The organism is Pseudomonas sp. ZL2 (assembly GCF_054788455.1).
This window is the reverse complement of sequence record NZ_JBGOGX010000031.1, coordinates 34,592-55,820: the sequence shown is the minus strand read 5'-3', so window position 1 is coordinate 55,820 and position 21,229 is coordinate 34,592. Positions and strand designations below refer to the sequence as shown.

Here is a 21,229-nt window from a genome sequence, read left to right as displayed (position 1 = left end):
TCTCACTTCTGATTCTATTCCTACCTCAAGACACAAGCCGGCCTTGCCGGCGATGGGCTGCGCCAGTAGCCCCAAAGGGTCAGCCCTGCCAGTTGCCGCCTTCGACAATCACGCTCTCAGGCGGGGTGTCATCGCTCAGTTCCTTGCGCACATACTGGTCATACAGTTTGAGCAGGTACTTTTGCTCACCCAGGCGCGCCAGCTCGGCGTTGACCCAATCACGCAACTCGATGTTGCCCTTCTTCACTGCCGGCGCAATCGGCGCTTCCTCGCCGAGTTTTTCTTCCAGCACGCGGTAGCCCGGGTTCTGCTTCGACCAACTGAACAGGATCAGGTTGTCCTGGGCATAAGCATCACCACGACCGCTGGCGAGGGCCTGCAGCGACTCGGTGTTCTTCTCGAACTTGAGCAGTTTCCAGTCCGGATGGTTCTCGGTCAGCCAGATATCGGCAGTGGTGCCGGTGGTGACGATGATGGTCTTGTCGGCCAGGTCGTCGAGCTTCTTCACGCTGCTGCCTTCCGGCACCAGGGCCTGCACGGCAACGCGCAGGTTGGGGTTGGTGAATTCCACCGCTTCCTTGCGCTCCGGCGTTACGGTCATGTTGGCCAGGATCAGGTCGACCTTGTCGCTCTGCAAGAACGGAATACGGCTGGCCGGCTCAACGGCAACGAACTCGACCTTGTTCTCGTCACCGAGCAGGTCCTTGGCAAACTGACGGCCGATGTCGGTATCAAAACCGACATAGCGCCCGGCCTCATCGACAAAGCCGAACGGTGGCTTGTCGGTGAATACGCCGACGATCAGCTTGTCGCGGGCCTTGATGGTTTCCAGGTAGCTGGTGGCCGGGGCAGCGCCACCGGCGGCCGGTTTGCCCGGTTCTTCAGCCTTGTTGCAACCGGCCAGCAAGGCCAGGCCGAGTAACGACAACAGCAGTTTCGAAGTCTTGGCAGTTTTCATGACAGTTCCTTTGCGGGAGTTTTGGGCAGGCTTTCAACAAAGGAGAATTTCTCCAGAAACTGCTGCGCGCGTGCGGTCTGCGGGTTCGTAAAGAAGCTCTCGGGGTCGCGTTGTTCAAGGATCCTGCCGGCCTCCATGAACACGATGCGGTCGGCCACCGCGCGGGCGAAGGCCATTTCATGGGTGACGATGAGCAGGGTCATGCCGTCGCGGGCCAGGCCCTGGATCACCTGCAGCACTTCCTTGACCATTTCCGGGTCTAGCGCGGCAGTGACTTCGTCGAACAGCATCACTTGCGGGTTCATGCACAGCGAGCGGACGATGGCGATGCGTTGCTGCTGGCCACCGGAAAGCTGACGCGGGAAGGCGTCGCGCTTGTCCAGCAGGCCAACCCTGGCCAGCAAGGCTTCAGCTTGGGCCTGGGCCTCGCGGCGCTCGCGCTTTTGCACCTTGAGCGGGCCGAGCAGCAGGTTGTCGATCACGCTCATATGGCCGAACAGGTGATAACTCTGGAACACCATGCCGACCTGCTGGCGCACCTGGCGCCAGTCAGTGCCAGGCGCCAGCAGCTCTTCACCGGCCAGGCGCAGGCTGCCGCTGTGGGCGGTTTCCAGGCCGTTGAGGCAACGCAGCAAGGTGCTCTTGCCGCAGCCGCTGGGGCCGAGAATCACCACCACTTCACCACTGCGTACCTGCAGGTCGACGTGGTCGAGCACCTGCTGCTCGCCGAAGAATTTGTTGAAGCCCTTGAACTCGATCAGTGCGCTCATGCGTGCGTCCAGCGGCGCTCCAGCGCGCGCGAGGCGGCTGACAGCGGGTAGCAGATAAAGAAGAAAAACAGGAACAGCGCGCCGTAGATCAGCACCGACTCGTAGGTGCGCTCGATGATCTGCTGGCCGACCTTGATAACATCGACCACGCCGATCAGCACCGCCAGCGAGCTGGTCTTGATGATTCGCGTATAGATGTTGATGGTCGGCGGGGTCAGGCGCTTGAGCGCCTGGGGCAGCAGGACGTAGCCGTACAACTGCCCACCTGACAAGCCGATCGACAGCCCGGCTTCGCGCTGCCCGCGTGGCAACGACTGCAGCGCGCCACGCACCACCTCGCCCACTTCGCTGGCGCCCCACAACGACAGCACCAGCACCGCACACCAGAAGCTCGGGATGCTCACGGCAAAGAAAATTGGCAGGCCGAAGAACAGCAGGTACAGCCAGACCAGCACCGGGATCGCCCGGAACAGCTCCAGGTAAATGCGCAGCAGCACGTTCACACTGCGCTTGCCCAAGGTCGCCAACACGCCGTAGAACACGCCGCCGAGGGTGGCGAAGAGGATGCTCAGCGCCGAAATCGCCAGGGTTTGCGCTGCGCCCTTGCCCAGTTGCGGCAAGGACACCAGCAACAACTCAAGACCCGAACTGGCCATGTTGCAGCCTCCGTTCCAGGCGGCTGAGCAGCAGCGACAGTGGCAGAAACAGCAGCACGCAAATCAGCGTCAACACCGCGAGCATCTCGTAGGTCTTGTAATACAGGGCGATGTAGCTCTTGGTGGTATAGAGAATCTCTGGCACCGCCACCGCCGACACCACGGTGGTTTCCTTGAGCAAAAAGATGAAATTGGCGAACAGCGCCGGCAGGCTGAGGATCCCCGCCTGAGGCAGGATCACATGGCGCAGCAACTGGCCTTCCGACAGGCCGATCGAGCGCCCCGACTCCAGTTGCGCCACAGGCACTGCCTCGACGCCGGCGCGCAGCACCTCGGTCAGGTAGGCGCCGCCGAGGAAGGTCATGGTGATGATCGCCGCAGCAAAACCGGAAATCTTCAGGCCCAGTTCCGGCAAGGCGAAGTAGACGAAGAACAGCTGGATCAGCAGCGGCGTGTTACGCGCCAGCTCCACGTAGAGCTTTACCAGGCGCTGCAGGTACGGCGTGCGGTAAACCAGGATCGCGGCGTTGACCAGCGCCACCAGCAGCGAAGTACCGATGGCGATCAGGCCGACTTGCAGTGTGACCCCCACCGCCTTGAGAAAGGCTGGCAATGTGCTAAGGATAAAGGCGAAGTCGAAGCTCATGGAGTGAGCCTCGGCAGACGATGACGATGCGACATGGACAGGATCTCGGACCGGCCCGAGGGTAACGGGCGGCTCTACACAGGGGTTGTCAGTGCGGGTGAGCACAATAGGTAGACTCTAAAGGTATAAAAATATTTATTTAAATACCTTTATTGCATATTGATATCACTCAAACAGCTAACCTGCGAAATCCTTGGCGGTGGCGGGATCTTTCTGCTGCAAATGCTATCCAAGCGCTGTCGACCCATCACACCAACAAGGAAGACAAAGGATGAATAGCGCCCCCACTCTCGATGCAAAAGAACTGATCAAGTGGCTGACGGCATTGCGCCGGGCGGTCAATGCGGGGAATTGAATGCACTGTGGGAGCAAGGTTGACCCGCGATGCGATTTGACTGGTAGATCGCATCGCGGGGCAAGCCCGCTCCCACAGGATGTGTGTGTAGCCTCTTAGAACGCCGGCAGTACCGCGCCGCTGTACTTCTTCTCGATGAAGGTTTTCACTTCTGGGCTGGTCAGTGCCTTGGCCAGCTTCTGGATGGCGTCGCTGTCCTTGTTGTCCGGACGGGCCACCAGGAAGTTCACGTACGGCGAATCAGCGCCTTCGATCACCAGGGCATCCTTGGCCGGGTTCAGGCCGGCTTCCAGGGCGTAGTTGGTGTTGATCATGTCCAGGTCGACCTGATCCAGCACACGCGGCAGCATGGCCGATTCAAGCTCGCGGAACTTCAGCTTCTTCGGGTTCTCGGCGATGTCTTTCGGCGTCGCCAGGGCGTTCTTCGGATCCTTCAGGGTGATCAGGCCAGCCTTCTGCAACAGCAGCAGGGCACGACCGCTGTTGCTGCCTTCGTTAGGGATGGCAACGGTAGCGCCGTCCTTCAGTTCGCTCAGCTTGGTGACCTTCTTCGAGTAGCCGCCGAACGGTTCGACGTGTACGCCAATCACGGTTTCCAGGTGGGTGCCTTTGCCTTCGTTGAAGTTCTTCAGGTACGGCAGGGTCTGGAAGTAGTTGGCGTCCAGGCGCTTCTGGTCGACCTGCACGTTAGGCTGCACGTAGTCGGTGAATACCTTGATCTCCAGGTCCACACCTTCCTTGGCCAGGGTTGGCTTGATCAGCTCGAGAATTTCCGCGTGCGGAACCGGGGTAGCGGCAACTACCAGCTTCTCACCCGCCTGGGCAAAACCTGCAACCGACAGAGCGGCCGCCAGAGCAGTCAACAACAGAGCCTTTTTCATGCGCAGTCCTTATTCGAATACACGGCCATCGGGCGACGGCGAAGGTGAGGGTTGCCAGCACTTTGCTAGCTGGCTTGAAGCGGACAATACCGAGATTTTTTATGCCGGAACAATATCTTTTATTTAGCTACTTATTCCATTTTTAACGGACGCTTCCATGCACCCCATGCATGGGGTCAGGCGACTGGTTGCGCCAGGCGCAACAGCGTCTTCTCCAGCAGTTGTTGCAGCGCACTGCGCTCACCCGGCTCGCCAAGGCTGAGCAACTGCTCCAACTGGCTGGTCAGAGCGCTCAACGGTGTCGGCAGGTTCAGATGCTGCGGGAGGATTTCTTCACCGCTGCTGACCAGCAGCGCGAAGTGAATGACGTTCTCAAGCTCCCGGGTATTGCCCGGCCAGCTGTGCAGTTCCAACAACCGCTGCGCCGCTTCGCTGATCAAGGGCACCGCCAGGTTCAGCCGCGGGCTGTAGATACCGACAAAATACTCGGCCAGCGGCAGGATATCGCCGACCCGCTCGCGCAAGGCCGGCAGCTCCAACCGGCCTTCGCGCAGGTAGTGGTAAAGGCGGTCGTGGAACTTGCCAGCGCGCACCGCCTCAGCCAAGTCAATGCTCGACGCGGCGACCAGGCGCACATCCACCGGGTTCGGTTGCTGGGCACCGACGCGGGTGACTTCGCGGTTCTCCAGTGCCGACAGCAGCTTGATCTGGATCGGCAGCGGCAAGTCGGCGATTTCGTCCAGGTACAGGGTGCCGCCATTGGCCGAGCCAAACCAGCCTGCCCGGCTGCTGGCCGCGCCGCTGTGGGCACCGGCGCTGTAACCGAACAGTTCGGCGTCGGCATAGGTCGGGCTGATCGCTGCGCAATTGACCGAAACAAATAACCCGCCGCGATCGCTGGCGCGGTGAATCTGCCTGGCCAGCAGCTCCTTGCCGGTCCCGGTCTCGCCGCGGATCAGCACCGGCAGGGCCAGGGGTGCGAGCAGCTCGAGCTCCTCGCGCAGTTGCCGCGAACGCGGGTCGACGAACACCAGCGCTTTGGCGCGGATGCTCAACGGGCTCTTGTCCAGCTCGGGAAACGTCAGCAAAGGCTGGCCGAAGGTGTCGTGATTACTCATGGCAAACTCCCGCCCTTGGCGCTATCCGGCCGGGCGTTCGAATCAAGGCAAATGGTCAGCGCCTGAAGCTCAGGCGCGGCGTAGGGCGTGCTGTTCCAGACGGTTCTGCAGGCGGTACAGGTAGGCGAAACCCTGCTCCCAGCGGCGGTGCCCGGACTTGACGTTGATATGCCCGGCACCGGCGAGAAAGCCCGTCTCGGCGCCCCAGGCACGGGCCAGCTGCATGGCCCGCGGGGCGCTCACGGCCGGATCGTTGTCAGAGCTGACCACCTGGCTGGGGAACGGCAGCAGCAGTTGGGGAATCGGTGCAAAGTTACGCAGCGCCGGTGCGCAGGTCGGGCGTTCGACGTCCGCCGGGGCCACCAGCAAGGCACCCCGTACGCGGCGCAACAGGGTCGCGCTGGCTTGTGCCGCCCAATGGGCAACGGTGATGCAACCCAGGCTGTGAGCGATAAGGATCACCGGCGATTCCTCGGCAGCCACCGCTTGCTCGAGTACGGCCACCCAGTCCTGGCGTTGCGGGGTCAACCAGTCGGCCTGTTCGACCCGGGCGCTGTTGGGCAGCACCTGCTGCCAGTGAGTTTGCCAATGATCGTCTGGCGAACCTTGCCAGCCCGGCACAATCAGGTAACGGATCGACTCGTTGCGCATGGGGACGCCTCCTGCTGCGTTTGCGTGCATGAGGCCAAGTATAGGGGGGTGGTTATATTCGTAAAGGAATAAGAAGCTATTTATTAATAACCAAATTACAAAAAGGACTGGGCTAATCGCGGGGCAAGCCCGCTCCTACAGGGTCCATAAAAAAAGGGACCACCCCCTGCCGAAGGACCGGTCCCTGAAGCATTGCCTGAGAGATGTTGCTCAGCGGGCGGTGATCACCGACAGCTTGGTGATACCCGCACGTTCGATCGAGGCCATGGCCCGTGCCACTTCCCCATAATTCACGCCATCGTCGGCTTGCAGCTGCACGCGCAGCTCCGGGTCCTTGGCCTTGGCCGCCTGCAGGTTGGTTTCCAGCAGATCGGGCTGGATCTCGTCCTTGTTGATGAACAGCTTGCCGCCACCGTCGATACTGACCACCAGCGGGTCCTTCTGCTCCACCGGGGCCACGGCCTCGGTCTTGGGCAGGTTGATCGGAATGGCGTTGGTCAGCAGTGGCGCGGTGACGATGAACACCACCAGCAGCACCAGCATCACGTCCACCAGCGGCGTTACGTTGATCTCGCTGAGTACTTCGTCACTGTCCTGGGTCGAGAAGGCCATATCAGGATGCCTCCTTCACTTTCTGGGTGTTCTGGCCGGCTACGGCCTTGTAGGCAGCAGGGTGCACCAGCACCCGGAACGCGCTCTTCTGCGCCAGGCTGTAGAAGTCGTGGGCAAAGTCATCAAGGTCGGCGGCGGTCAGCTTCAGGCGGCGCAGGAAGTAGTTGTAGACCAGTACCGCCGGCACCGCGACGGCGATACCCACACCGGTGGCGACCAGCGCCGCACCGATCGGCCCGGCCACGGTTTCCAGGCTCGCCGAGCCTGCGGCGCTGATGCCCTTGAGTGCTTCCATGATCCCCCACACAGTGCCGAACAGGCCGATGAAGGGCGAGGTGCTGCCGATACTGGCGACTACCGCCAGACCGGTTTCCAGCGAACGGCGCTCACGGACGATCTGCTGGCGCAGGGCGCGTTCGAGGCGGTCCTGATGGTTGATCGCCTGGCTCAGGTCACTGGCCTGCTGGCCGGGTTCACCGACAGCAATGGCGGCATAACCGGCCTGGGCGACACGGGCTGCGGCACCGGGTTGTGCATGGCTGAGTTCGGCAGCTGAATCCAGGCTTGAAGCCGCCCAGAACTGTTTGTGGAAGCGTTTGTCCTGGTTCTTCAGGCGCACGAACTGCACGCCCTTGACCAGGGCCAGGCCCCAGGTGACGACAGAGAAGCCCACCAGCAGCCAGATCACCGCGCTTTCGATGGATTCGAGGGGGGATGCCAATACAGTCATGATCAATACTCTCTTCTGTTAGCGCGAATTAGCGGATCTTGAAGTCGATGGGTACGCTGACCCAGCCGTCCTGGGCTACGTCGCCCTGCTTGGCCGGGACGAAGCTCCAGCGCTTGACCGCCGCCAGGGCGGCGTCGTCGAGTTGCTGGCGGCCACTGCTTTTCTGAATCTGGATATCTCCCGGCTTGCCGCTGGCCAGCACCTGTACCCGCAACAACACCGTGCCTTCCCAACCGCGACGCTGGGCCAGCGACGGGTACTCCGGCGCCGGGTTCTTCAGGTACCCGGCGTTGGCCGAAGCCGGCGTCACCGGGGCTGGCGCCGCGGGTGCGGGAGGCGCTGGCGGTGCTGCCGGTTGTGGCGGTGCAGGCGGTTGCTCGACAGCCTTGGGCGCAGGTTTGGGTACCGGTTTGGGCACAGGTTTAGGCTTGGGCTTGGGTACCGGTTTCGGTGCAGGCTTGGCGGCCAGTTCATCGACGACCGGTGGCGGCGGCTCGACCACTGCCGGCGGTGGCGGCGGTGGCGGCTCGACAGCCGGGGGCGCCGGTTGCGAAAACTCGATGGTCATCGGCGGAATTTCCGGCGGTACCACCGGCAACACCGGGGTCGGCGCCTGGCTGACCCAGTACGCCACCGCTCCGTGCAAGGCCAGGGCAAACACCCCGAGCAGAATTTTCTCCCGACGGCTCAGCGCGCTTTTCGGAGTGCTTTGCAGGCGCAACTGCGCCAGCGGCAACCGCAGCGGGCGACCGAGGTCGACCAGCTCGCCGCTCGGCGTCTGGCGCCAAAGCACATCGTGAGCACTGGCGGCGGTCTGGACATTACCCATTGATCAACTCCTGGGACGTGAGTGCGTTTCGTCGAAGGCAGGTCAGTTGCCTTCGCTGGGGTGGATCATCAACTTCTGTTACTTATGTCTTAAAGTAATTTTTAAAGTTATGAATAGAACAAAAACACATATACAAATTCACCGAACCGCTCTAAGCCGCGCCATTCAAGGGCTGGCGCTAAGCACCTGAAACGCCATGCCTCTACGGCATGAAAAATATTCGGCAAAGGCATAGCAAAACGCCGTTTCAGAAGTCGTAGCGGCCAGTTACACCCAAGGTTCGCGGGGTGCCCAGCAGGCCTTCATAGCCGCCGTTGGCCGCGCTCCAGAGGGTGGTGTAGTAAGTCTTGTCGAAGGCGTTCTTCAGCCACAGCGAGACGTCCCACTGGCCCTGGCCTAGGTCGCCACGCAGGCCGGTGGACAGGTTGACCACGGCATAGCTGGGGATCTGCGCGAAGTCCGAATCCTCGACCGTACCCACCGCCTTGGAACGGAACGCGTAGCTGGCGGTGACGTAAGGCTGCAGGCCGTTGTCCAGGTCCCACTGGTATTGGCCATTGGCGTTGGCGATCCATTTCGACGCGCCGACCACTTGATGGCCGCTCAAGTCGCAGGCCGCGGGTGCACCCGGTTGCAAGGCGACTTCCGGCGCGCACGGGGCGTCTTTGTAGGACAGGTACCGAACGTCGTTGTAGGAGCCATTGAGGTTCAGGGTCAGACCGCGCACCGGGATCAGGGTGCTTTCCAGCTCCACCCCGCGTGAGCGCACGGAGCCGGCGTTGGTCAGGTATTGCACGCGGTTGGCGTCGTCGTAGGCGTTGGTCTGGTAGCCGTGCACCTCAGTCCAGAACAGGTTGGCGTTGAGCTGCAGACGGCGGTCCCAAAGGGTGCTCTTCAAGCCCAGCTCGGCGTTATTGGCGCGCTCGGTGCCGATCAGCAGCGAGTCGGCACCCGCCACCGGCGCCGTGCCCACCGCCAGGTTGACGCCACCGGACTTCTCGCCGTGGGACAAAGTGGCATAGCCGAGCAGGTCATCGGTGAAGCGATAACTCAGGTTGAGCAAGCCCGAAGGGCTGGTGCTGTACTGGTTGAGGTCGCCGGAATCATAGGCGCCAACCCGGCCCTGGCGCGCGGTTGCCGCAGCGCCTGCAACCGCTGCACCACCCACCGGCGCGGCGCGATCGACCCAGGCGCTTTTCTCTTCATAGGTGCCGCGCACCCCGGCGGTGAAGTCCAGACGCTCGGTGAGGTGCCAGGTGCCCTGGGCGAACAGGGCGAAGCTGTCGGTCTCGATATGGCCCTTGCCGACACTGCTGACGTTGGCCAATGCGCCGGCCGGCGTGCCGTTCCAGATATCGGCCTGCGGTCCGTAATGAACGAAGGATTTGTTATCCAGATCCGAGCCGAAGTAGTAGGCACCGATTACATAGTCAAAGAAGCCGCCAGTGGGCGAGGCCAGGCGAAATTCCTGCGAGTACTGCTTATCGCGCACCGAGACCCCGGCGTTGTAGGCCGCCGGTACGTTAAGGCCATCGTCGTTGCGTGGGGTGAAGTCCCACCAGCGGTAGGAGCTTACCGAGGTCAGGGTGAAGTCGTTGGCCAGGGTCCAGTTGGCTTCCAGCGAAGTACCGCCCTGGAACACCGTGACCTGCTGATCGTCATCGAGATTGACCTTGCGCTTGCTGCCATCGACCAGCGTCGCCCCGGCCGCCTGGGCCCGCGCTTCATAGCGGTTGACGCCATTGATGGTCGGCCCGGTGCTGTACAGCAGGCGGGTGCCGGCGCTGGAATCCTCTTCGTTGTAGTCGCCGATCCAGCGCAGGTTGAACTGCTCGTTGGGCTTGTACAAAAGTTGGCCGCGAAAGCCCTGGCGCGAACCGCCGTTGAGGGTGTGGCCGTCGAACTCGTTCTTGATGTCGCCGTCGTTGCGCGTGCGGTAGGCCGAAATGCGCCCGGCCAGGGTCTCGCTCAAGGGCCCGGACAGGGTGCCCTTGGTCTGGAAGTAGCCATCCTCGCCCACCGAGGTTTCGATGCTGCGCTCGGGGGTGAAGCTTGGCGCGCGAGTGCTGATGTTGATCACCCCGGCGGTGGTGTTCTTGCCGAACAGCGTGCCTTGCGGGCCGCGCAGCACTTCCAGTTGCTCGATGTCCATGAGGTCGAACACCGCCATGCCCGGGCGGCCGAGGTAGACGTTGTCCAGGTACAGGCCAACGCTGCCTTCCAGGCCATCACTGGCCGGGTTGTTGCCAAGACCGCGAATCGACACGCTGGACTGGCGCGCATGCATGTAAGCGACGTTGACGCTGGGCACCAGTTGCTGCAGGTCCTGGATGCGATAGACCCGCTGGCTTTCCAGGGCCTGGCCGTCGAGCACGCTGATCGGCGTCGGCACGCTCTGCGCGCTCTCTTCGCGGCGCCGGGCGGTGACAGTGACGGTCTTGAGCTGACTGTCGCTGGCCTTGACCTCAGGCTTTACCGATTCTGCGGCCTGGGCCGGCAACCAGTGGGCGCTACCAGCCAGCAGCAAGGCCAGGGGCAGGCGCTGGAGCCGCCGTGAAGACAAGGGTGCAGCGCGAAGGGTCGGGCTCATGGGCGGCTCCTGGCAAAGGAATTTATATTCCTTTCAGTTATTTATTTATGATTCGACATACATTTACTGCATAAGAGATTGCCTTTATAAGGAGTGCACCAGAGGCAGAGCAAATGCATTTGCCCGATACTTTTTATGTGAAAAATGCATATAGACCTGCGCCAACTCCGCCACCTGATCGCCCTCGCCGAGCACCGCAGCTTCGTCGCCGCGGCGACCGCGGTGAACCTCTCGCAATCGGCCTTCAGCCGTAGCATCCAGGCCCTGGAGCACAGTGCCGGCTGCCAGTTGGTGGACCGCTCGCACAAGGAATTGCCGCCGACCAAGCAAGGCCTGGTGGTGCTCGAACACGCGCGGCGGCTGATCAGCGGCGCGCGCCAGCTGAGCAACGAGATCAGCCAGTTCAATGGCCTGGAGGCAGGCGAGCTGCGTTTCGGCTGCGGTCCCGCGCCCGCAGCGGGCTTGGTACCACGGGCGATTGGCGGGTTCATCGGCCGCTACCCCAAGGCACGAGTGCAGTTTCAGGTCGATGACTGGCAAAGCCTGAACAAGCGCCTGCTGGCCGAGGAGTTCGAGTTCTTCGTCGCCGACACCCGTAACTTCGAAGCCGATCCGCAGTACCAGACCCTGCGCCTGCGCCCACGGCGCTGGCACTTCTGCTGCCGTGCCGGGCATCCGCTGGCGACCCTGCCCAGCGTCAGCGCCGAGCAGTTGTTGCAGTACCCCTTGGCCGTCACCTTGCGCCCGCCAAACCTGCGCAAGGTGATCGCCGACCTGAGCGGCCGCCCGGATTTCGTCGCCAATGTCGAATGCGAAAACAGCTACAGCCTGCTCGGTGTAGTGCTCAACTCCGATGCCATCGGCATCTGCGGCTCGTACAGCGATGCCCTGCACAATGCCGCCGGCAAGTTGCTGCGGCTGAGCATCGACGGGCTGGCTGACGACTGCGAAGAGCTCTACACCCGCTATGGCATCGTCAGCCAGGCGCGCCTGCGCCTGTCGCCGCTGGCCGAGGCGATGATCGAGCAGATCATCCTCACCGACCAGGCCGACCGTGCCCTGGATGCCTGCAACTTGGAGCAGCTGGCGATCTGAGCCATTGCGCGGCATGCATCGCCAGCATTCGCCAAATGCGCTTGTGATGCGCGCCCCGGGCGGCGAAAACAGTCACCTGAAATTCGCTCAGGTGACTGCCATGCCCCACCCCACTGCCGTGCGCAACGTGCTGTACATCATGTGCGACCAACTGCGTCGCGATTACCTCTCGTGCTACGGCCACCGCCACCTGCACACGCCGAACATCGACCGCCTGGCCGCCGCCGGAGTGCGCTTCAGCCGCGCCTATACCCAAGGCACCATCTGCGGCCCGTCGAGGATGTCGGCCTACACCGGACGTTACGTCAGCAGCCATCAGGTGGCCTGGAACGGCGTGCCGCTGCCGCTGGATGAACTGACCCTCGGTGACTACCTGCGGCCCGCCGGAGTTCGCACCGCGCTGGTGGGCAAGACCCACGCCACGCCGAACCAGGAAGCCTTGCAACAACTGGCCATCGACCCGCTCGGGAGCATGGCCGAACAACTCAACGAGGTGGGTTTCGAGCCCGTTGCCCGTCACGACGGGATCTTCCCCGACGATCCGCTGTTCGCCGACAAACGCGAAAGCGCGCCCTACACCCGCTACCTGCGCGACCACGGCTTTGCCGGCGACAACCCCTGGCACAGCTGGGCCAATGCCGCCGAAGGCGACGACGGTGAAATCCTCAGCGGCTGGCACATGCGCAACGCCGACCTGCCCACGCGCCTGCCCGAGCAGCATTCGGAGACGGTCTACACCACCGACCGCGCCATCGACTTCATCCAGGCCCAGGGCGAGCAGCCCTGGTGCCTGCACCTGTCGTACATCAAGCCGCACTGGCCCTACATCGCCCCCGCGCCGTACCACGCGTTGTACCGCGCCAGCCAGGTGCAGGCAGCCATACCCGTTCAGCAAGACAACAATCACCCGGTGTATGCCGCGTTCCGCCAGCACCAGGAAAGCCTCAACTTCTCTCGCGAAGAAGTACGCCTGAAAGTGATCCCCACCTACATGGGCCTGATCAAACAGATCGACGACCAGCTCGGGCGCCTGCTCGATGTGTTGCAAAGCAATGGGCGCTGGGATGACACGCTGATCGTGTTCACCAGCGATCACGGCGATTTCCTCGGCGACCACGGCCTGGGCGAAAAGGAGTTTCTCCTCGAGCCGGCGGTGGGTGTGCCACTGATCGTGCGTGATCCGCGCGCGGCGGCCGATGTCAGCCGGGGCACGGTGGATGAGCGCTTGGTGGAAACCATCGATGCGCTGCCGACCTTTCTCGACGCGCTAGGGCTGCCGAGTGCCGAGCATCGGCTGGAGGGGCGCTCGTTGATCCCTTTGTTGCATGGCACGGCCAGCGACTGGCGTCACTACGCCATCGCCGAGTACGACTATGCCTTCCAGGCCCCGGCCCGTGAGCGCCTGGGCCAGCCAATCGACCGTTGCCGGATGACCATGGTGCGCAGCGAGCGCTGGAAGTACCTGGCCTATGACGGCTTTCGCGCGCAGCTGTTCGACCTGCTCAATGACCCGCAGGAGTTGCACGACCTGGGCGCGGATCCGGCCTATGCGGATGTGCGCGAGACGCACCAGGGCTACTTGTTCGAATGGCTGAGGGGCTTGAAGCGGCGGACCACCATCAGCCATGCCGAAATCGAGCGGCGTGGGCAGTGGTTTCGTTATGGCGAGCCGCGGGAGGATAGCGTGGTGAAGATTGGGGTGTGGTGAGGTTCAGGGGCCGCTACGCGCCCCATCGCCGGCAAGGCCGGCTCCCACGGTGGTCGGTGTGATGCTGACTTGTGTGGGAGCTGGCCTTGCCGGCGATGGGCTGCAAAGCAGCCCCGGCTCATGATCAGATATTGGCCACTTTCTGCCAGACCTTGGGCTTGAAGAACAAGGTCTCGCCCCGTGCCAGCCCGCTCAGGCTGTCATGGTCCTTGACCACCTCGGCCTCGATCAGCTCGCTCTGCCCTTCGACCTTCAAGGTCACCCGGGTAGTTGCCCCCAGCGGGCGGATATCGCGCACTTCGGCCGGGTGGTGGCCCTCGATCTCGTGACGCGACAGCGACACTTCATGAGGGCGGAACAGCACATGGTGGCCTTCACTCAGGTGCAGGCGGTTGGAGTCGCCGAGGAAGTGATAAACAAAATCACTGGCCGGGTTCTCATAGACCTCGCCCGGCGAGCCGATCTGCTCGATCACGCCCTTGTTCATCACCACGATACGGTCGGCGACTTCCATGGCTTCTTCCTGGTCATGGGTGACGAACACCGAGGTCAGGTTGATGTCCTCGTGCAGGCGTGCCAACCAGCGGCGCAGCTCTTTGCGCACCTTGGCGTCCAGCGCACCGAACGGCTCGTCGAGCAGCAGCACCTTGGGCTCCACCGCCAGGGCGCGGGCCAGGGCAATACGCTGGCGCTGGCCGCCCGACAACTGTTCCGGGTAACGGTCGCTGAGCCAGTCGAGCTGGACCATGTTCAGCAGCTCGTGGACCTTTTCGGCAATCTTGCTCTCGCTCGGGCGCTCGCCCTTGGGCTTCATGCGCAAGCCGAAGGCAACGTTGTCGAACACGCTCATGTGGCGGAACAGCGCATAGTGCTGGAACACGAAACCGACGTTGCGATCACGCACATCGTGGCCGGAGACGTCTTCGCCGTGGAAGACGATGCTGCCCTGGTCGGGGGTTTCCAGCCCGGCGATGATCCGCAGCAGGGTGGTCTTGCCGCAGCCGGACGGGCCGAGCAGGGCCACCAGCTCGCCGCTGTGGATATCCAGGCTGATGCTGTCCAGAGCCTGGAAAGCGTTGAAGCGCTTGCTGACGTTACGAACTTCGATCGACATGAATTATTCCTCCGCCGCGTTATGGCGCAGACGGTTAATACGGGACTCGCTCCACTGCTTGAGCAGCAGGATGAAGAGCGCCAGGATCAGCAACAGGCTGGCGACGCTGAAGGCCGCAACGTGGTTGTATTCGTTGTAGAGGATCTCGACGTGCAGCGGCAAGGTGTTGGTCACCCCGCGAATATGCCCGGACACCACTGACACCGCACCGAACTCACCCATCGCCCGCGCGGTACACAGCACCACGCCGTAGATCAGGCCCCATTTGATGTTGGGCAGGGTCACGTGCCAGAACATCTGCCAGCCGTTGGCACCGAGCAGGCGCGCAGCCTCCTCTTCCTGGGTGCCCTGCTCCTGCATCAGCGGGATCAGTTCACGGGCCACGAACGGCACGGTGACGAAGATGGTCGCCAGGACGATGCCCGGCAAGGCGAAGACAATCTGGATGTCGTGATCCTGCAGCCACGGCCCGAACAGGCCCTGGGCGCCGAACATCAGCACGTAGACCAGACCTGCGATCACCGGCGACACCGAGAACGGCAGGTCGATGAGCGTGACCAGGATGCTCTTGCCACGGAAGTTGTACTTGCTCACGCACCAGGCGGCGCTGACGCCGAACACCAGGTTCAGCGGCACCGAGATGGCCACGGCGATCAGGGTCAGCTTCAGCGCCGACAAGGCGTCGGGCTCGAAGATCGCCTCGAAGAACGTCCCCAGGCCCATTTTCAGGCCCTGGGACACCACGATCACCAGCGGCAGCAGCAGGAACAGGGCGAAAATCAACCAGCCAAGGCTGATCAGGATACGCCGTGAAGTGGCGCTGCCACGGCGGGCGGCATTGGCCGAAGCGGCCGCGCCAATAGAATTCGCAGACATGGACGTAGCCTCCTTCAAGGGGTTTCGATGCGCCGCTGCAGCAAGTTGATCAGCAGCAACAGGATGAAGGAAACCACCAGCATCAACACGCCGATAGCGGTGGCGCCGGTGTAGTCGTACTGGTCGAGCTTGACCATGATCAGCAGCGGCAGGATCTCGGTCTTCATCGGCATGTTGCCGGCGATGAAGATCACCGAGCCGTACTCGCCAACGCCACGGGCAAAGGCCAGGGCAAAACCCGTCAGCCAGGCCGGCAACAGCGCTGGCGCCAGTACGTAGCGAAACACCTGCAGCGGCTTGGCGCCCAGGCAGGCGGCAGCTTCTTCGACTTCACGGGGAATGTCGGCCAGCACCGGCTGCACCGTACGCACCACGAACGGCAAGGTCACGAAGGTCAGCGCCAGGGTGATACCCAGCGGGGTGTAGGCGATCTTGAAGCCCAGGTCGGTGGCAAACTGGCCGACCAGGCCGGCCGGTGCGTACAGCGCGGTCAGCGCGATACCGGCAACGGCCGTGGGCAGGGCGAACGGCAGGTCGATCATCGCATCGATGATCTTGCGTCCGGGGAAGGTATAGCGCACCAGCACCCAGGCCAGCAGGGTGCCGATGATGCCGTTGATGATGGCCGCGTAGAGGGCAGTGCCGAAGCTCAGCTTGAGCGCCGCGAGCACCCGCGGTGCACTGACGATGGCCCAGAACTGCTCCCAGGTGAGCTGGGCGGCATGTATGAACATGGCGGCCAGCGGTATCAGCACAATCAGGCTGAGGTACACCAAGGTGTAGCCCAGCGTCAGCCCGAAGCCGGGTATGACGGGGGAAATACGACGTGACATAAAGGTCCCTGGTTGAACGCACGAAGCCCGGGACGAATCCCGGGCCCATGCTGGCTACTGAACGGCGATTATCCTGACGGGCATTGCATCACTGCGCCGTGTAGATCTGGTCGAACACGCCACCATCGTTGAAGAACTTGGGTTGGGCAGTCTTCCAGCCACCGAAGTCTTTGTCGATAGTCACCAGGTCCAGTTTCGGGAACTGCTTGGCGTATTCGGCAGCGACTTTCGGATCACGCGGGCGGTAGAAGTTCTCGGCGGCAATTTTCTGCCCGGCCGGGCTGTACAGGTGCTTGAGGTATTCCTCGGCGATCTGTTCGTTGCCCTTCTTCTGCGCATTCTTGTCGACCACCGCCACGGGCGGCTCGGCGAGGATCGACAGCGACGGCACGACGATGTCGAACTTGTCGGCGCCACCGTCTTCCTTGAGGGCCAGGAAGGCTTCGTTTTCCCAGGCCAGCAACACGTCACCCTGACCGTTGTTGACGAAGGTGATGGTCGAGCCACGGGCGCCGGTGTCCAGTACCGGTACGTGCTTGAACAGCTCCTTGACGTATTCCTGGGCCTTGGCCTCGCTGCCGCCGGCTTTCAGGCCGTAGGCCCAGGCGGCGAGGAAGTTCCAGCGGGCGCCGCCGGAGGTTTTCGGGTTCGGGGTGATGACCGAGACGTCTTTCTTGATCAGGTCGCCCCAGTCCTTGATACCTTTCGGGTTGCCCTTGCGCACCAGGAACACGATGGTCGAGGTGTAGGGGGTGCTGGCGTCCGGCAGGCGGGTCTGCCAGTTGTCCGGCAGGGTCTTGCCGAGCTTGGCCACTTCGTCGATGTCGCCCGCCAGGGCCAGGGTCACCACGTCGGCGCGCAGGCCGTCGATCACCGCGCGGGCCTGCTTGCCCGAACCACCGTGGGACTGCTGGATCTTCACCTTGTCGTCCGGGTGAGCCTGCTGCCAGTGCTTGACGAACTCGGCGTTGTACTGCTGATACAACTCGCGGGTCGGATCATAGGACACGTTCAGCAGTTCGTAGTCCTTGGCGATTGCGGAACCGGCAAAAACGGCGCTGGCGAGGGCGGCCAGGGCATAACGGCGGATGGACATGGTGAAGCTCCCGATTGGCGTATTTTTCTAATTAGGTGGCGCGATAATCAGCTGGGCTTGTTGCCGGGGTTCTGCAGGCGGAACTTTTCCTTGCGTTCGATCTGCACGACCTGGGCGTTGTGCACGGTGATTTCCACCGCGCCAAACCGCAGGTCGCGCAGGGCGCTCTGGATTTCGCGCAGAATGGTGGCTTCGTCCTGACCGTCAACGCTACGCAGAGATGCGCTCATGCTCGTGCTCCTGTGATATGGGTGCCGTGCAGTGCGTGAAGGGGAGCGACTGCGCCTGGCTTGAGGGCAATCTTAGGGGGGCGCGAATATTCTTAAAAATACTATTTAAGAATTTTTATATAACTGAAATAGAGTTTCGCGGGGCAAGTCGGATCGCCGCCCCGCGATAGGGCCCTCAGGCCCAGCGCAATTGCTGCGCCGGCACCGGCCGCCCGAACCAGTAGCCCTGGCCCAGCTGACACTGTTGCTCCAGCAGAAAGCGCGCCTGCTCGGCTTGCTCGATGCCCTCGGCATGCACCAGCATGCCCATGCTCCGGGCCAGGGCGATGATCACCCGCACGATCGCCACATCGTCTTCATCACAGGGCAAGCCGGCGACAAAACCCTGGTCGATCTTGAGCTTTTGCACCGGCAGGCGCTTGAGCCGCAGCAACGACGAATAGCCGGTGCCAAAGTCATCGATGGCCAGTCGCAAGCCCAGCTCACGCAGGCGATGCAGTTGTTCAAGGGCCACCTCAGGGTCTTCCATCACCGCGCTTTCGGTAACTTCCAGCTCCAGTACGGCCGGGTCCAGCGCCGTGTCGTGGAGCACCTGGGCGACCTGCTGGTAAAGGTCACGATGGCCAAACAGCCGGCTGGAAATGTTCACCGCAACAAACTCCAGCGCCCGCCCCTCGGCCTGCCATTGCACCATCTGCAGGCAGGCCTGACGCAGCACCCAGGTGTCGATATCGGCGATCAGCCCGGTGCGCTCGGCAATCGGGATGAACTCCCCGGGCGGCACCAGCCCGCGCTGCGGATGCTGCCAGCGCACCAGCGCCTCGACGCCGATCATCTTGCCGCTGAACAGGTCATGCACGGGCTGGTAATACACCCTGAGTTCTTCCTGCTCCAATGCCCGACGCAGCTCGCCGGCGGTCTCGACCCGCTGCTGGGCATGGGCGGTCAGCTCTTCGGTGTACAGCGCATAGCCCGCGCGGCCGTTGCTCTTGGCCTTGAACAGCGCAGAATCGGCATTGCGCAACAATTGCTCGGCGCTCAGGGCGTCGCTGGGGAACAGGCTGATGCCGATGCTGACGCTGATGAACAGGCGCTGGCCGTCGACCTCGAACGGCGCTTTCATGCCGTCGATGATGCTCTGCGCCAAAGCGGCGGCCTGGCCCACCTGCGGGCAGTTCTCGGCCAGTACGGCAAATTCGTCACCACCCAGGCGGGCCAGGGTCACGCCGTTGCCCAGCAGCGCCTTCAGGCGCTCACCGACAGCCTTGAGCAACTGGTCGCCGATGTTGTGGCCGAGGCTGTCGTTAATGCTCTGGAAGTGGTCCAGGTCGAGCAACAGCAAGGCGCAGCCGCGCTTGTTGGCCTGGGCCGCCGCCAGTGCCTGCTCGGTGCGGTCGTTGAACAGCAGGCGGTTGGGCAGGTCGGTGAGCGGGTCGTGATGAGCGAGATACGCCAGCTCACGCTCAGAATGCTTGATCGCGCTGATGTCGCTGAACACCGCGACGTAATGACTCAACTCGCCGCTGTCATCGCGGATGGCGCAAATCGTCTGCCACTGCGGATACACCTCGCCGCTTTTGCGCCGGTTCCAGATCTCGCCGCTCCACTCGCCCTTCTCCGCCAGGGTGGCGTAAATCTGCTGGTAGAACGGCGCACCGTGACGGCCGGATTTGAACTTGCTCGGGCGCTGGCCGAGCACTTCGTCCTTGTCGTAGCCGGTGATCTGCATGAACGCCCGGTTCACGTGCACGATCAGGCCATCGCGGTCGGTCACCAATACCCCTTCCAGGGTGCTGTCGAACACCGCGGCAGCCATGCGCAGGCGCTCGCGGTCCTCGCGGCGCAAGCGCACACCGACGCCGATGAAATTGAGCAGGCGGGCGCGCGAGACAAAAATCAGCAAGGCGCTACACAACACCCAGAAATGCGCGCTGATCAGCTGCCAGCGGGCGATATGCTCCGGCGCATCGAAAAGACTGTTCAATAACTGATCAGACAGCGCCAGCCACAGTACCGATAGCACGAGGTAGAGCGCCGCCATGCGCATGGCGTCTCGAATGGAAGCAGACATAAGGTCCCGGGCAAACCCACAAATATTTGTGGGGATTATAGGGTAGAAACATCCGGTGACCTCCTATCTAAAAGGCCGACTGGTTTTATTTGCTGGCGCAGGGATAATGTTTCCCGCTGTTCCCTATGTTTTTGAGGGCCATTTCGCCTATGTGGTACGAAGGTTTGCTCAACTTGTCAGTGTGGCAATTGCTGGCAGTTACCCTGGTAATGACGCATGTGACCATCGTCAGTGTCACCGTTTACCTGCACCGTTATTCCGCCCACCGCTCGCTGGAACTCAACGCCGGGCTCAAGCACTTTTTCCGTTTCTGGCTGTGGCTGACCACGGCGCAGAACACCCGCGAGTGGACCGCTATCCACCGCAAGCACCACGCCAAATGCGAAACCGTCGACGACCCGCACAGCCCGGTGATCAAGGGCCTGTCCACAGTACTGCGCAAGGGCGCCGAGCTGTACCGCGAAGAGGCACAGAACCCGGAAACCCTGCGTATCTACGGCAAGAACTGCCCGGAAGACTGGATCGAACGCAACCTCTACAGCCGCTACAAGCTCGGCGGCATCGCCCTGATGGCGGTGATCGACCTGCTGCTGTTCGGCACCGCGGGCATCACCATCTGGGCGGTGCAGATGATGTGGATTCCGTTCTGGGCTGCCGGCGTGGTCAATGGCCTGGGCCACGCAGTCGGCTATCGCAACTTCGAATGCCGCGACGCCGCCACCAATCTGGTGCCCTGGGGCATCATCATTGGCGGTGAAGAGCTGCACAACAACCACCACACCTACCCCAATTCGGCCAAGCTCTCGGTCAAGCGCTGGGAGTTCGACATGGGCTGGGCCTGGATCAAGCTGTTCTGCTGGCTGCGCCTGGCCAAGGTGCAGCGCGTCGCGCCTATCGCCCACCGGGTCGAAGGCAAGGGCCAGCTGGACATGGACACCGCCATGGCGATCCTCAACAACCGCTTCCAGATCATGGCCCAGTACCGCAAGCTGGTGATCGCGCCGCTGGTCAAGCAGGAACTGGCGCGGGTCGACGATTCGGTGCGCCACCAGTTCCGCCGTGCCAAGCGCTTGCTGTCGCGGGAAACCAGCCTGCTGGAAGACCGTCACCACCTGCGCATCCAGACCATGCTCGAGCACAGCCAGGCACTCAAGACCATCTACGAGAAACGCCTGGCCCTGCAACAGATCTGGGCACGCACCAGCGCCAACGGCCACGACATGCTCGCCGCCATGAAGGACTGGGTCCACGAAGCCGAGGCCAGCGGCATCCAGTCACTGCGCGACTTTGCCGCCCAGCTCAAGACCTACTCGCTGCGCCCTGCCCTGGCCTGATGCCGTTGATCGGCGCGCCCGCTTAGCGGCGCGCCGACCGGAACTTACCCGCCTAATCTCACTCTGACAGGCATAT

20 protein-coding genes are annotated in these 21,229 nt (G+C 62.5%); 3 read left to right on the top strand and 17 right to left on the bottom strand.

From position 1 onward, the window contains the following. Positions 1 to 79 precede the first annotated feature (79 nt). From ABM562_RS19215 to ABM562_RS19165, 11 genes are all read right to left on the bottom strand, one after another. The gene (locus tag ABM562_RS19215; protein WP_460422959.1) at positions 80 to 958 is read right to left on the bottom strand and encodes a transporter substrate-binding domain-containing protein; all 879 of its coding nucleotides are present in this window, start codon (positions 956 to 958) and stop codon (positions 80 to 82) included. After that, positions 955 to 1,728, bottom strand: a complete 774-nt coding sequence (locus tag ABM562_RS19210; RefSeq protein WP_115089462.1) for an amino acid ABC transporter ATP-binding protein — start codon at positions 1,726 to 1,728, stop codon at positions 955 to 957. Before ABM562_RS19210 ends, ABM562_RS19215 begins: the two co-directional genes overlap by 4 nt. Then, complete coding sequence (locus tag ABM562_RS19205; RefSeq protein ID WP_115089463.1) at positions 1,725 to 2,384, bottom strand: amino acid ABC transporter permease; 660 nt, start codon at positions 2,382 to 2,384, stop codon at positions 1,725 to 1,727. Before ABM562_RS19205 ends, ABM562_RS19210 begins: the two co-directional genes overlap by 4 nt. Beyond that, on the bottom strand, positions 2,365 to 3,030 hold the full coding sequence (locus ABM562_RS19200; protein WP_038997719.1) for an amino acid ABC transporter permease: 666 nt from the start codon (positions 3,028 to 3,030) through the stop codon (positions 2,365 to 2,367). The genes ABM562_RS19205 and ABM562_RS19200 overlap by 20 nt, the downstream gene beginning before the upstream one ends. A gap of 450 nt (positions 3,031 to 3,480) precedes the next feature. Beyond that, complete coding sequence (locus tag ABM562_RS19195; RefSeq protein ID WP_115089464.1) at positions 3,481 to 4,266, bottom strand: MetQ/NlpA family ABC transporter substrate-binding protein; 786 nt, start codon at positions 4,264 to 4,266, stop codon at positions 3,481 to 3,483. 176 nt (positions 4,267 to 4,442) lie between these two features. Continuing rightward, a complete protein-coding gene (locus ABM562_RS19190) occupies positions 4,443 to 5,384 on the bottom strand; it encodes a sigma 54-interacting transcriptional regulator (RefSeq protein WP_134061176.1) in 942 nt (313 codons plus the stop codon). A gap of 69 nt (positions 5,385 to 5,453) precedes the next feature. Continuing rightward, the gene (locus tag ABM562_RS19185) at positions 5,454 to 6,035 is read right to left on the bottom strand and encodes an alpha/beta hydrolase (protein ID WP_115089466.1); all 582 of its coding nucleotides are present in this window, start codon (positions 6,033 to 6,035) and stop codon (positions 5,454 to 5,456) included. Between the two features lie 210 nt (positions 6,036 to 6,245). Next, complete coding sequence (locus ABM562_RS19180; RefSeq protein ID WP_045201768.1) at positions 6,246 to 6,647, bottom strand: ExbD/TolR family protein; 402 nt, start codon at positions 6,645 to 6,647, stop codon at positions 6,246 to 6,248. 1 nt (position 6,648) lies between these two features. Beyond that, the gene (locus ABM562_RS19175; RefSeq protein WP_115089467.1) at positions 6,649 to 7,377 is read right to left on the bottom strand and encodes a MotA/TolQ/ExbB proton channel family protein; all 729 of its coding nucleotides are present in this window, start codon (positions 7,375 to 7,377) and stop codon (positions 6,649 to 6,651) included. 28 nt (positions 7,378 to 7,405) lie between these two features. Next, positions 7,406 to 8,206: an energy transducer TonB gene (locus ABM562_RS19170; protein ID WP_233674169.1), complete on the bottom strand. Its 801-nt coding sequence runs from the start codon at positions 8,204 to 8,206 to the stop codon at positions 7,406 to 7,408. Between the two features lie 247 nt (positions 8,207 to 8,453). Further along, positions 8,454 to 10,796 carry a TonB-dependent receptor gene (locus tag ABM562_RS19165; protein WP_115089469.1) on the bottom strand — a complete coding sequence of 781 codons (2,343 nt, stop codon included), beginning with the start codon at positions 10,794 to 10,796 and terminating at the stop codon, positions 8,454 to 8,456. A gap of 144 nt (positions 10,797 to 10,940) precedes the next feature. Between ABM562_RS19165 and ABM562_RS19160 the strand changes: the two genes are divergently transcribed. Continuing rightward, on the top strand, positions 10,941 to 11,891 hold the full coding sequence (locus ABM562_RS19160) for a LysR family transcriptional regulator (protein WP_258578630.1): 951 nt from the start codon (positions 10,941 to 10,943) through the stop codon (positions 11,889 to 11,891). 100 nt (positions 11,892 to 11,991) lie between these two features. Continuing rightward, a complete protein-coding gene (locus ABM562_RS19155) occupies positions 11,992 to 13,599 on the top strand; it encodes an alkaline phosphatase family protein (protein ID WP_346617763.1) in 1,608 nt (535 codons plus the stop codon). Positions 13,600 to 13,723: 124 nt separating this feature from the next. Here the strand turns inward: ABM562_RS19155 and ABM562_RS19150 are convergent, their stop codons facing one another. The 6 genes from ABM562_RS19150 to dibA form a co-directional block, all read right to left on the bottom strand. Continuing rightward, on the bottom strand, positions 13,724 to 14,713 hold the full coding sequence (locus ABM562_RS19150) for a sulfate/molybdate ABC transporter ATP-binding protein (protein WP_346617764.1): 990 nt from the start codon (positions 14,711 to 14,713) through the stop codon (positions 13,724 to 13,726). Positions 14,714 to 14,716: 3 nt separating this feature from the next. Further along, the gene (gene cysW, locus ABM562_RS19145) at positions 14,717 to 15,589 is read right to left on the bottom strand and encodes a sulfate ABC transporter permease subunit CysW (RefSeq protein ID WP_038997732.1); all 873 of its coding nucleotides are present in this window, start codon (positions 15,587 to 15,589) and stop codon (positions 14,717 to 14,719) included. Positions 15,590 to 15,603: 14 nt separating this feature from the next. Then, the gene (gene cysT, locus ABM562_RS19140; RefSeq protein WP_010222098.1) at positions 15,604 to 16,422 is read right to left on the bottom strand and encodes a sulfate ABC transporter permease subunit CysT; all 819 of its coding nucleotides are present in this window, start codon (positions 16,420 to 16,422) and stop codon (positions 15,604 to 15,606) included. 88 nt (positions 16,423 to 16,510) lie between these two features. Next, positions 16,511 to 17,518, bottom strand: a complete 1,008-nt coding sequence (locus ABM562_RS19135; RefSeq protein WP_115089471.1) for a sulfate ABC transporter substrate-binding protein — start codon at positions 17,516 to 17,518, stop codon at positions 16,511 to 16,513. A gap of 47 nt (positions 17,519 to 17,565) precedes the next feature. Beyond that, on the bottom strand, positions 17,566 to 17,748 hold the full coding sequence (gene oscA / locus ABM562_RS19130) for a sulfur starvation response protein OscA (RefSeq protein WP_007941032.1): 183 nt from the start codon (positions 17,746 to 17,748) through the stop codon (positions 17,566 to 17,568). Between the two features lie 175 nt (positions 17,749 to 17,923). Next, complete coding sequence (gene dibA, locus ABM562_RS19125; protein WP_134061172.1) at positions 17,924 to 19,819, bottom strand: phosphodiesterase DibA; 1,896 nt, start codon at positions 19,817 to 19,819, stop codon at positions 17,924 to 17,926. A 149-nt stretch (positions 19,820 to 19,968) separates the two neighbouring features. On the opposite strand from dibA, the gene desA reads away from it, so the two are divergent. Then, entirely contained in the window at positions 19,969 to 21,153 is a 1,185-nt protein-coding gene (gene desA / locus ABM562_RS19120; RefSeq protein WP_115089473.1) for a delta-9 fatty acid desaturase DesA, read from the top strand. The last annotated feature ends 76 nt before the right edge of the window (positions 21,154 to 21,229 follow it).

Excerpts from the sequence above, each read along its gene's own strand:
- ABM562_RS19215 (WP_460422959.1), bottom strand. The coding sequence starts at position 958 with ATGAAAACTGCCAAGACTTCGAAACTGCTGTTGTCGTTACTCGGCCTG.
- ABM562_RS19210 (WP_115089462.1), bottom strand. The coding sequence starts at position 1,728 with ATGAGCGCACTGATCGAGTTCAAGGGCTTCAACAAATTCTTCGGCGAG.
- ABM562_RS19205 (WP_115089463.1), bottom strand. The coding sequence starts at position 2,384 with ATGGCCAGTTCGGGTCTTGAGTTGTTGCTGGTGTCCTTGCCGCAACTG.
- ABM562_RS19200 (WP_038997719.1), bottom strand. The coding sequence starts at position 3,030 with ATGAGCTTCGACTTCGCCTTTATCCTTAGCACATTGCCAGCCTTTCTC.
- ABM562_RS19195 (WP_115089464.1), bottom strand. The coding sequence starts at position 4,266 with ATGAAAAAGGCTCTGTTGTTGACTGCTCTGGCGGCCGCTCTGTCGGTT.
- ABM562_RS19190 (WP_134061176.1), bottom strand. The coding sequence starts at position 5,384 with ATGAGTAATCACGACACCTTCGGCCAGCCTTTGCTGACGTTTCCCGAG.
- ABM562_RS19185 (WP_115089466.1), bottom strand. The coding sequence starts at position 6,035 with ATGCGCAACGAGTCGATCCGTTACCTGATTGTGCCGGGCTGGCAAGGT.
- ABM562_RS19180 (WP_045201768.1), bottom strand. The coding sequence starts at position 6,647 with ATGGCCTTCTCGACCCAGGACAGTGACGAAGTACTCAGCGAGATCAAC.
- ABM562_RS19175 (WP_115089467.1), bottom strand. The coding sequence starts at position 7,377 with ATGACTGTATTGGCATCCCCCCTCGAATCCATCGAAAGCGCGGTGATC.
- ABM562_RS19170 (WP_233674169.1), bottom strand. The coding sequence starts at position 8,206 with ATGGGTAATGTCCAGACCGCCGCCAGTGCTCACGATGTGCTTTGGCGC.
- ABM562_RS19165 (WP_115089469.1), bottom strand. The coding sequence starts at position 10,796 with ATGAGCCCGACCCTTCGCGCTGCACCCTTGTCTTCACGGCGGCTCCAG.
- ABM562_RS19160 (WP_258578630.1), top strand. The coding sequence starts at position 10,941 with ATGCATATAGACCTGCGCCAACTCCGCCACCTGATCGCCCTCGCCGAG.
- ABM562_RS19155 (WP_346617763.1), top strand. The coding sequence starts at position 11,992 with ATGCCCCACCCCACTGCCGTGCGCAACGTGCTGTACATCATGTGCGAC.
- ABM562_RS19150 (WP_346617764.1), bottom strand. The coding sequence starts at position 14,713 with ATGTCGATCGAAGTTCGTAACGTCAGCAAGCGCTTCAACGCTTTCCAG.
- cysW (WP_038997732.1), bottom strand. The coding sequence starts at position 15,589 with ATGTCTGCGAATTCTATTGGCGCGGCCGCTTCGGCCAATGCCGCCCGC.
- cysT (WP_010222098.1), bottom strand. The coding sequence starts at position 16,422 with ATGTCACGTCGTATTTCCCCCGTCATACCCGGCTTCGGGCTGACGCTG.
- ABM562_RS19135 (WP_115089471.1), bottom strand. The coding sequence starts at position 17,518 with ATGTCCATCCGCCGTTATGCCCTGGCCGCCCTCGCCAGCGCCGTTTTT.
- oscA (WP_007941032.1), bottom strand. The coding sequence starts at position 17,748 with ATGAGCGCATCTCTGCGTAGCGTTGACGGTCAGGACGAAGCCACCATT.
- dibA (WP_134061172.1), bottom strand. The coding sequence starts at position 19,819 with ATGTCTGCTTCCATTCGAGACGCCATGCGCATGGCGGCGCTCTACCTC.
- desA (WP_115089473.1), top strand. The coding sequence starts at position 19,969 with ATGTGGTACGAAGGTTTGCTCAACTTGTCAGTGTGGCAATTGCTGGCA.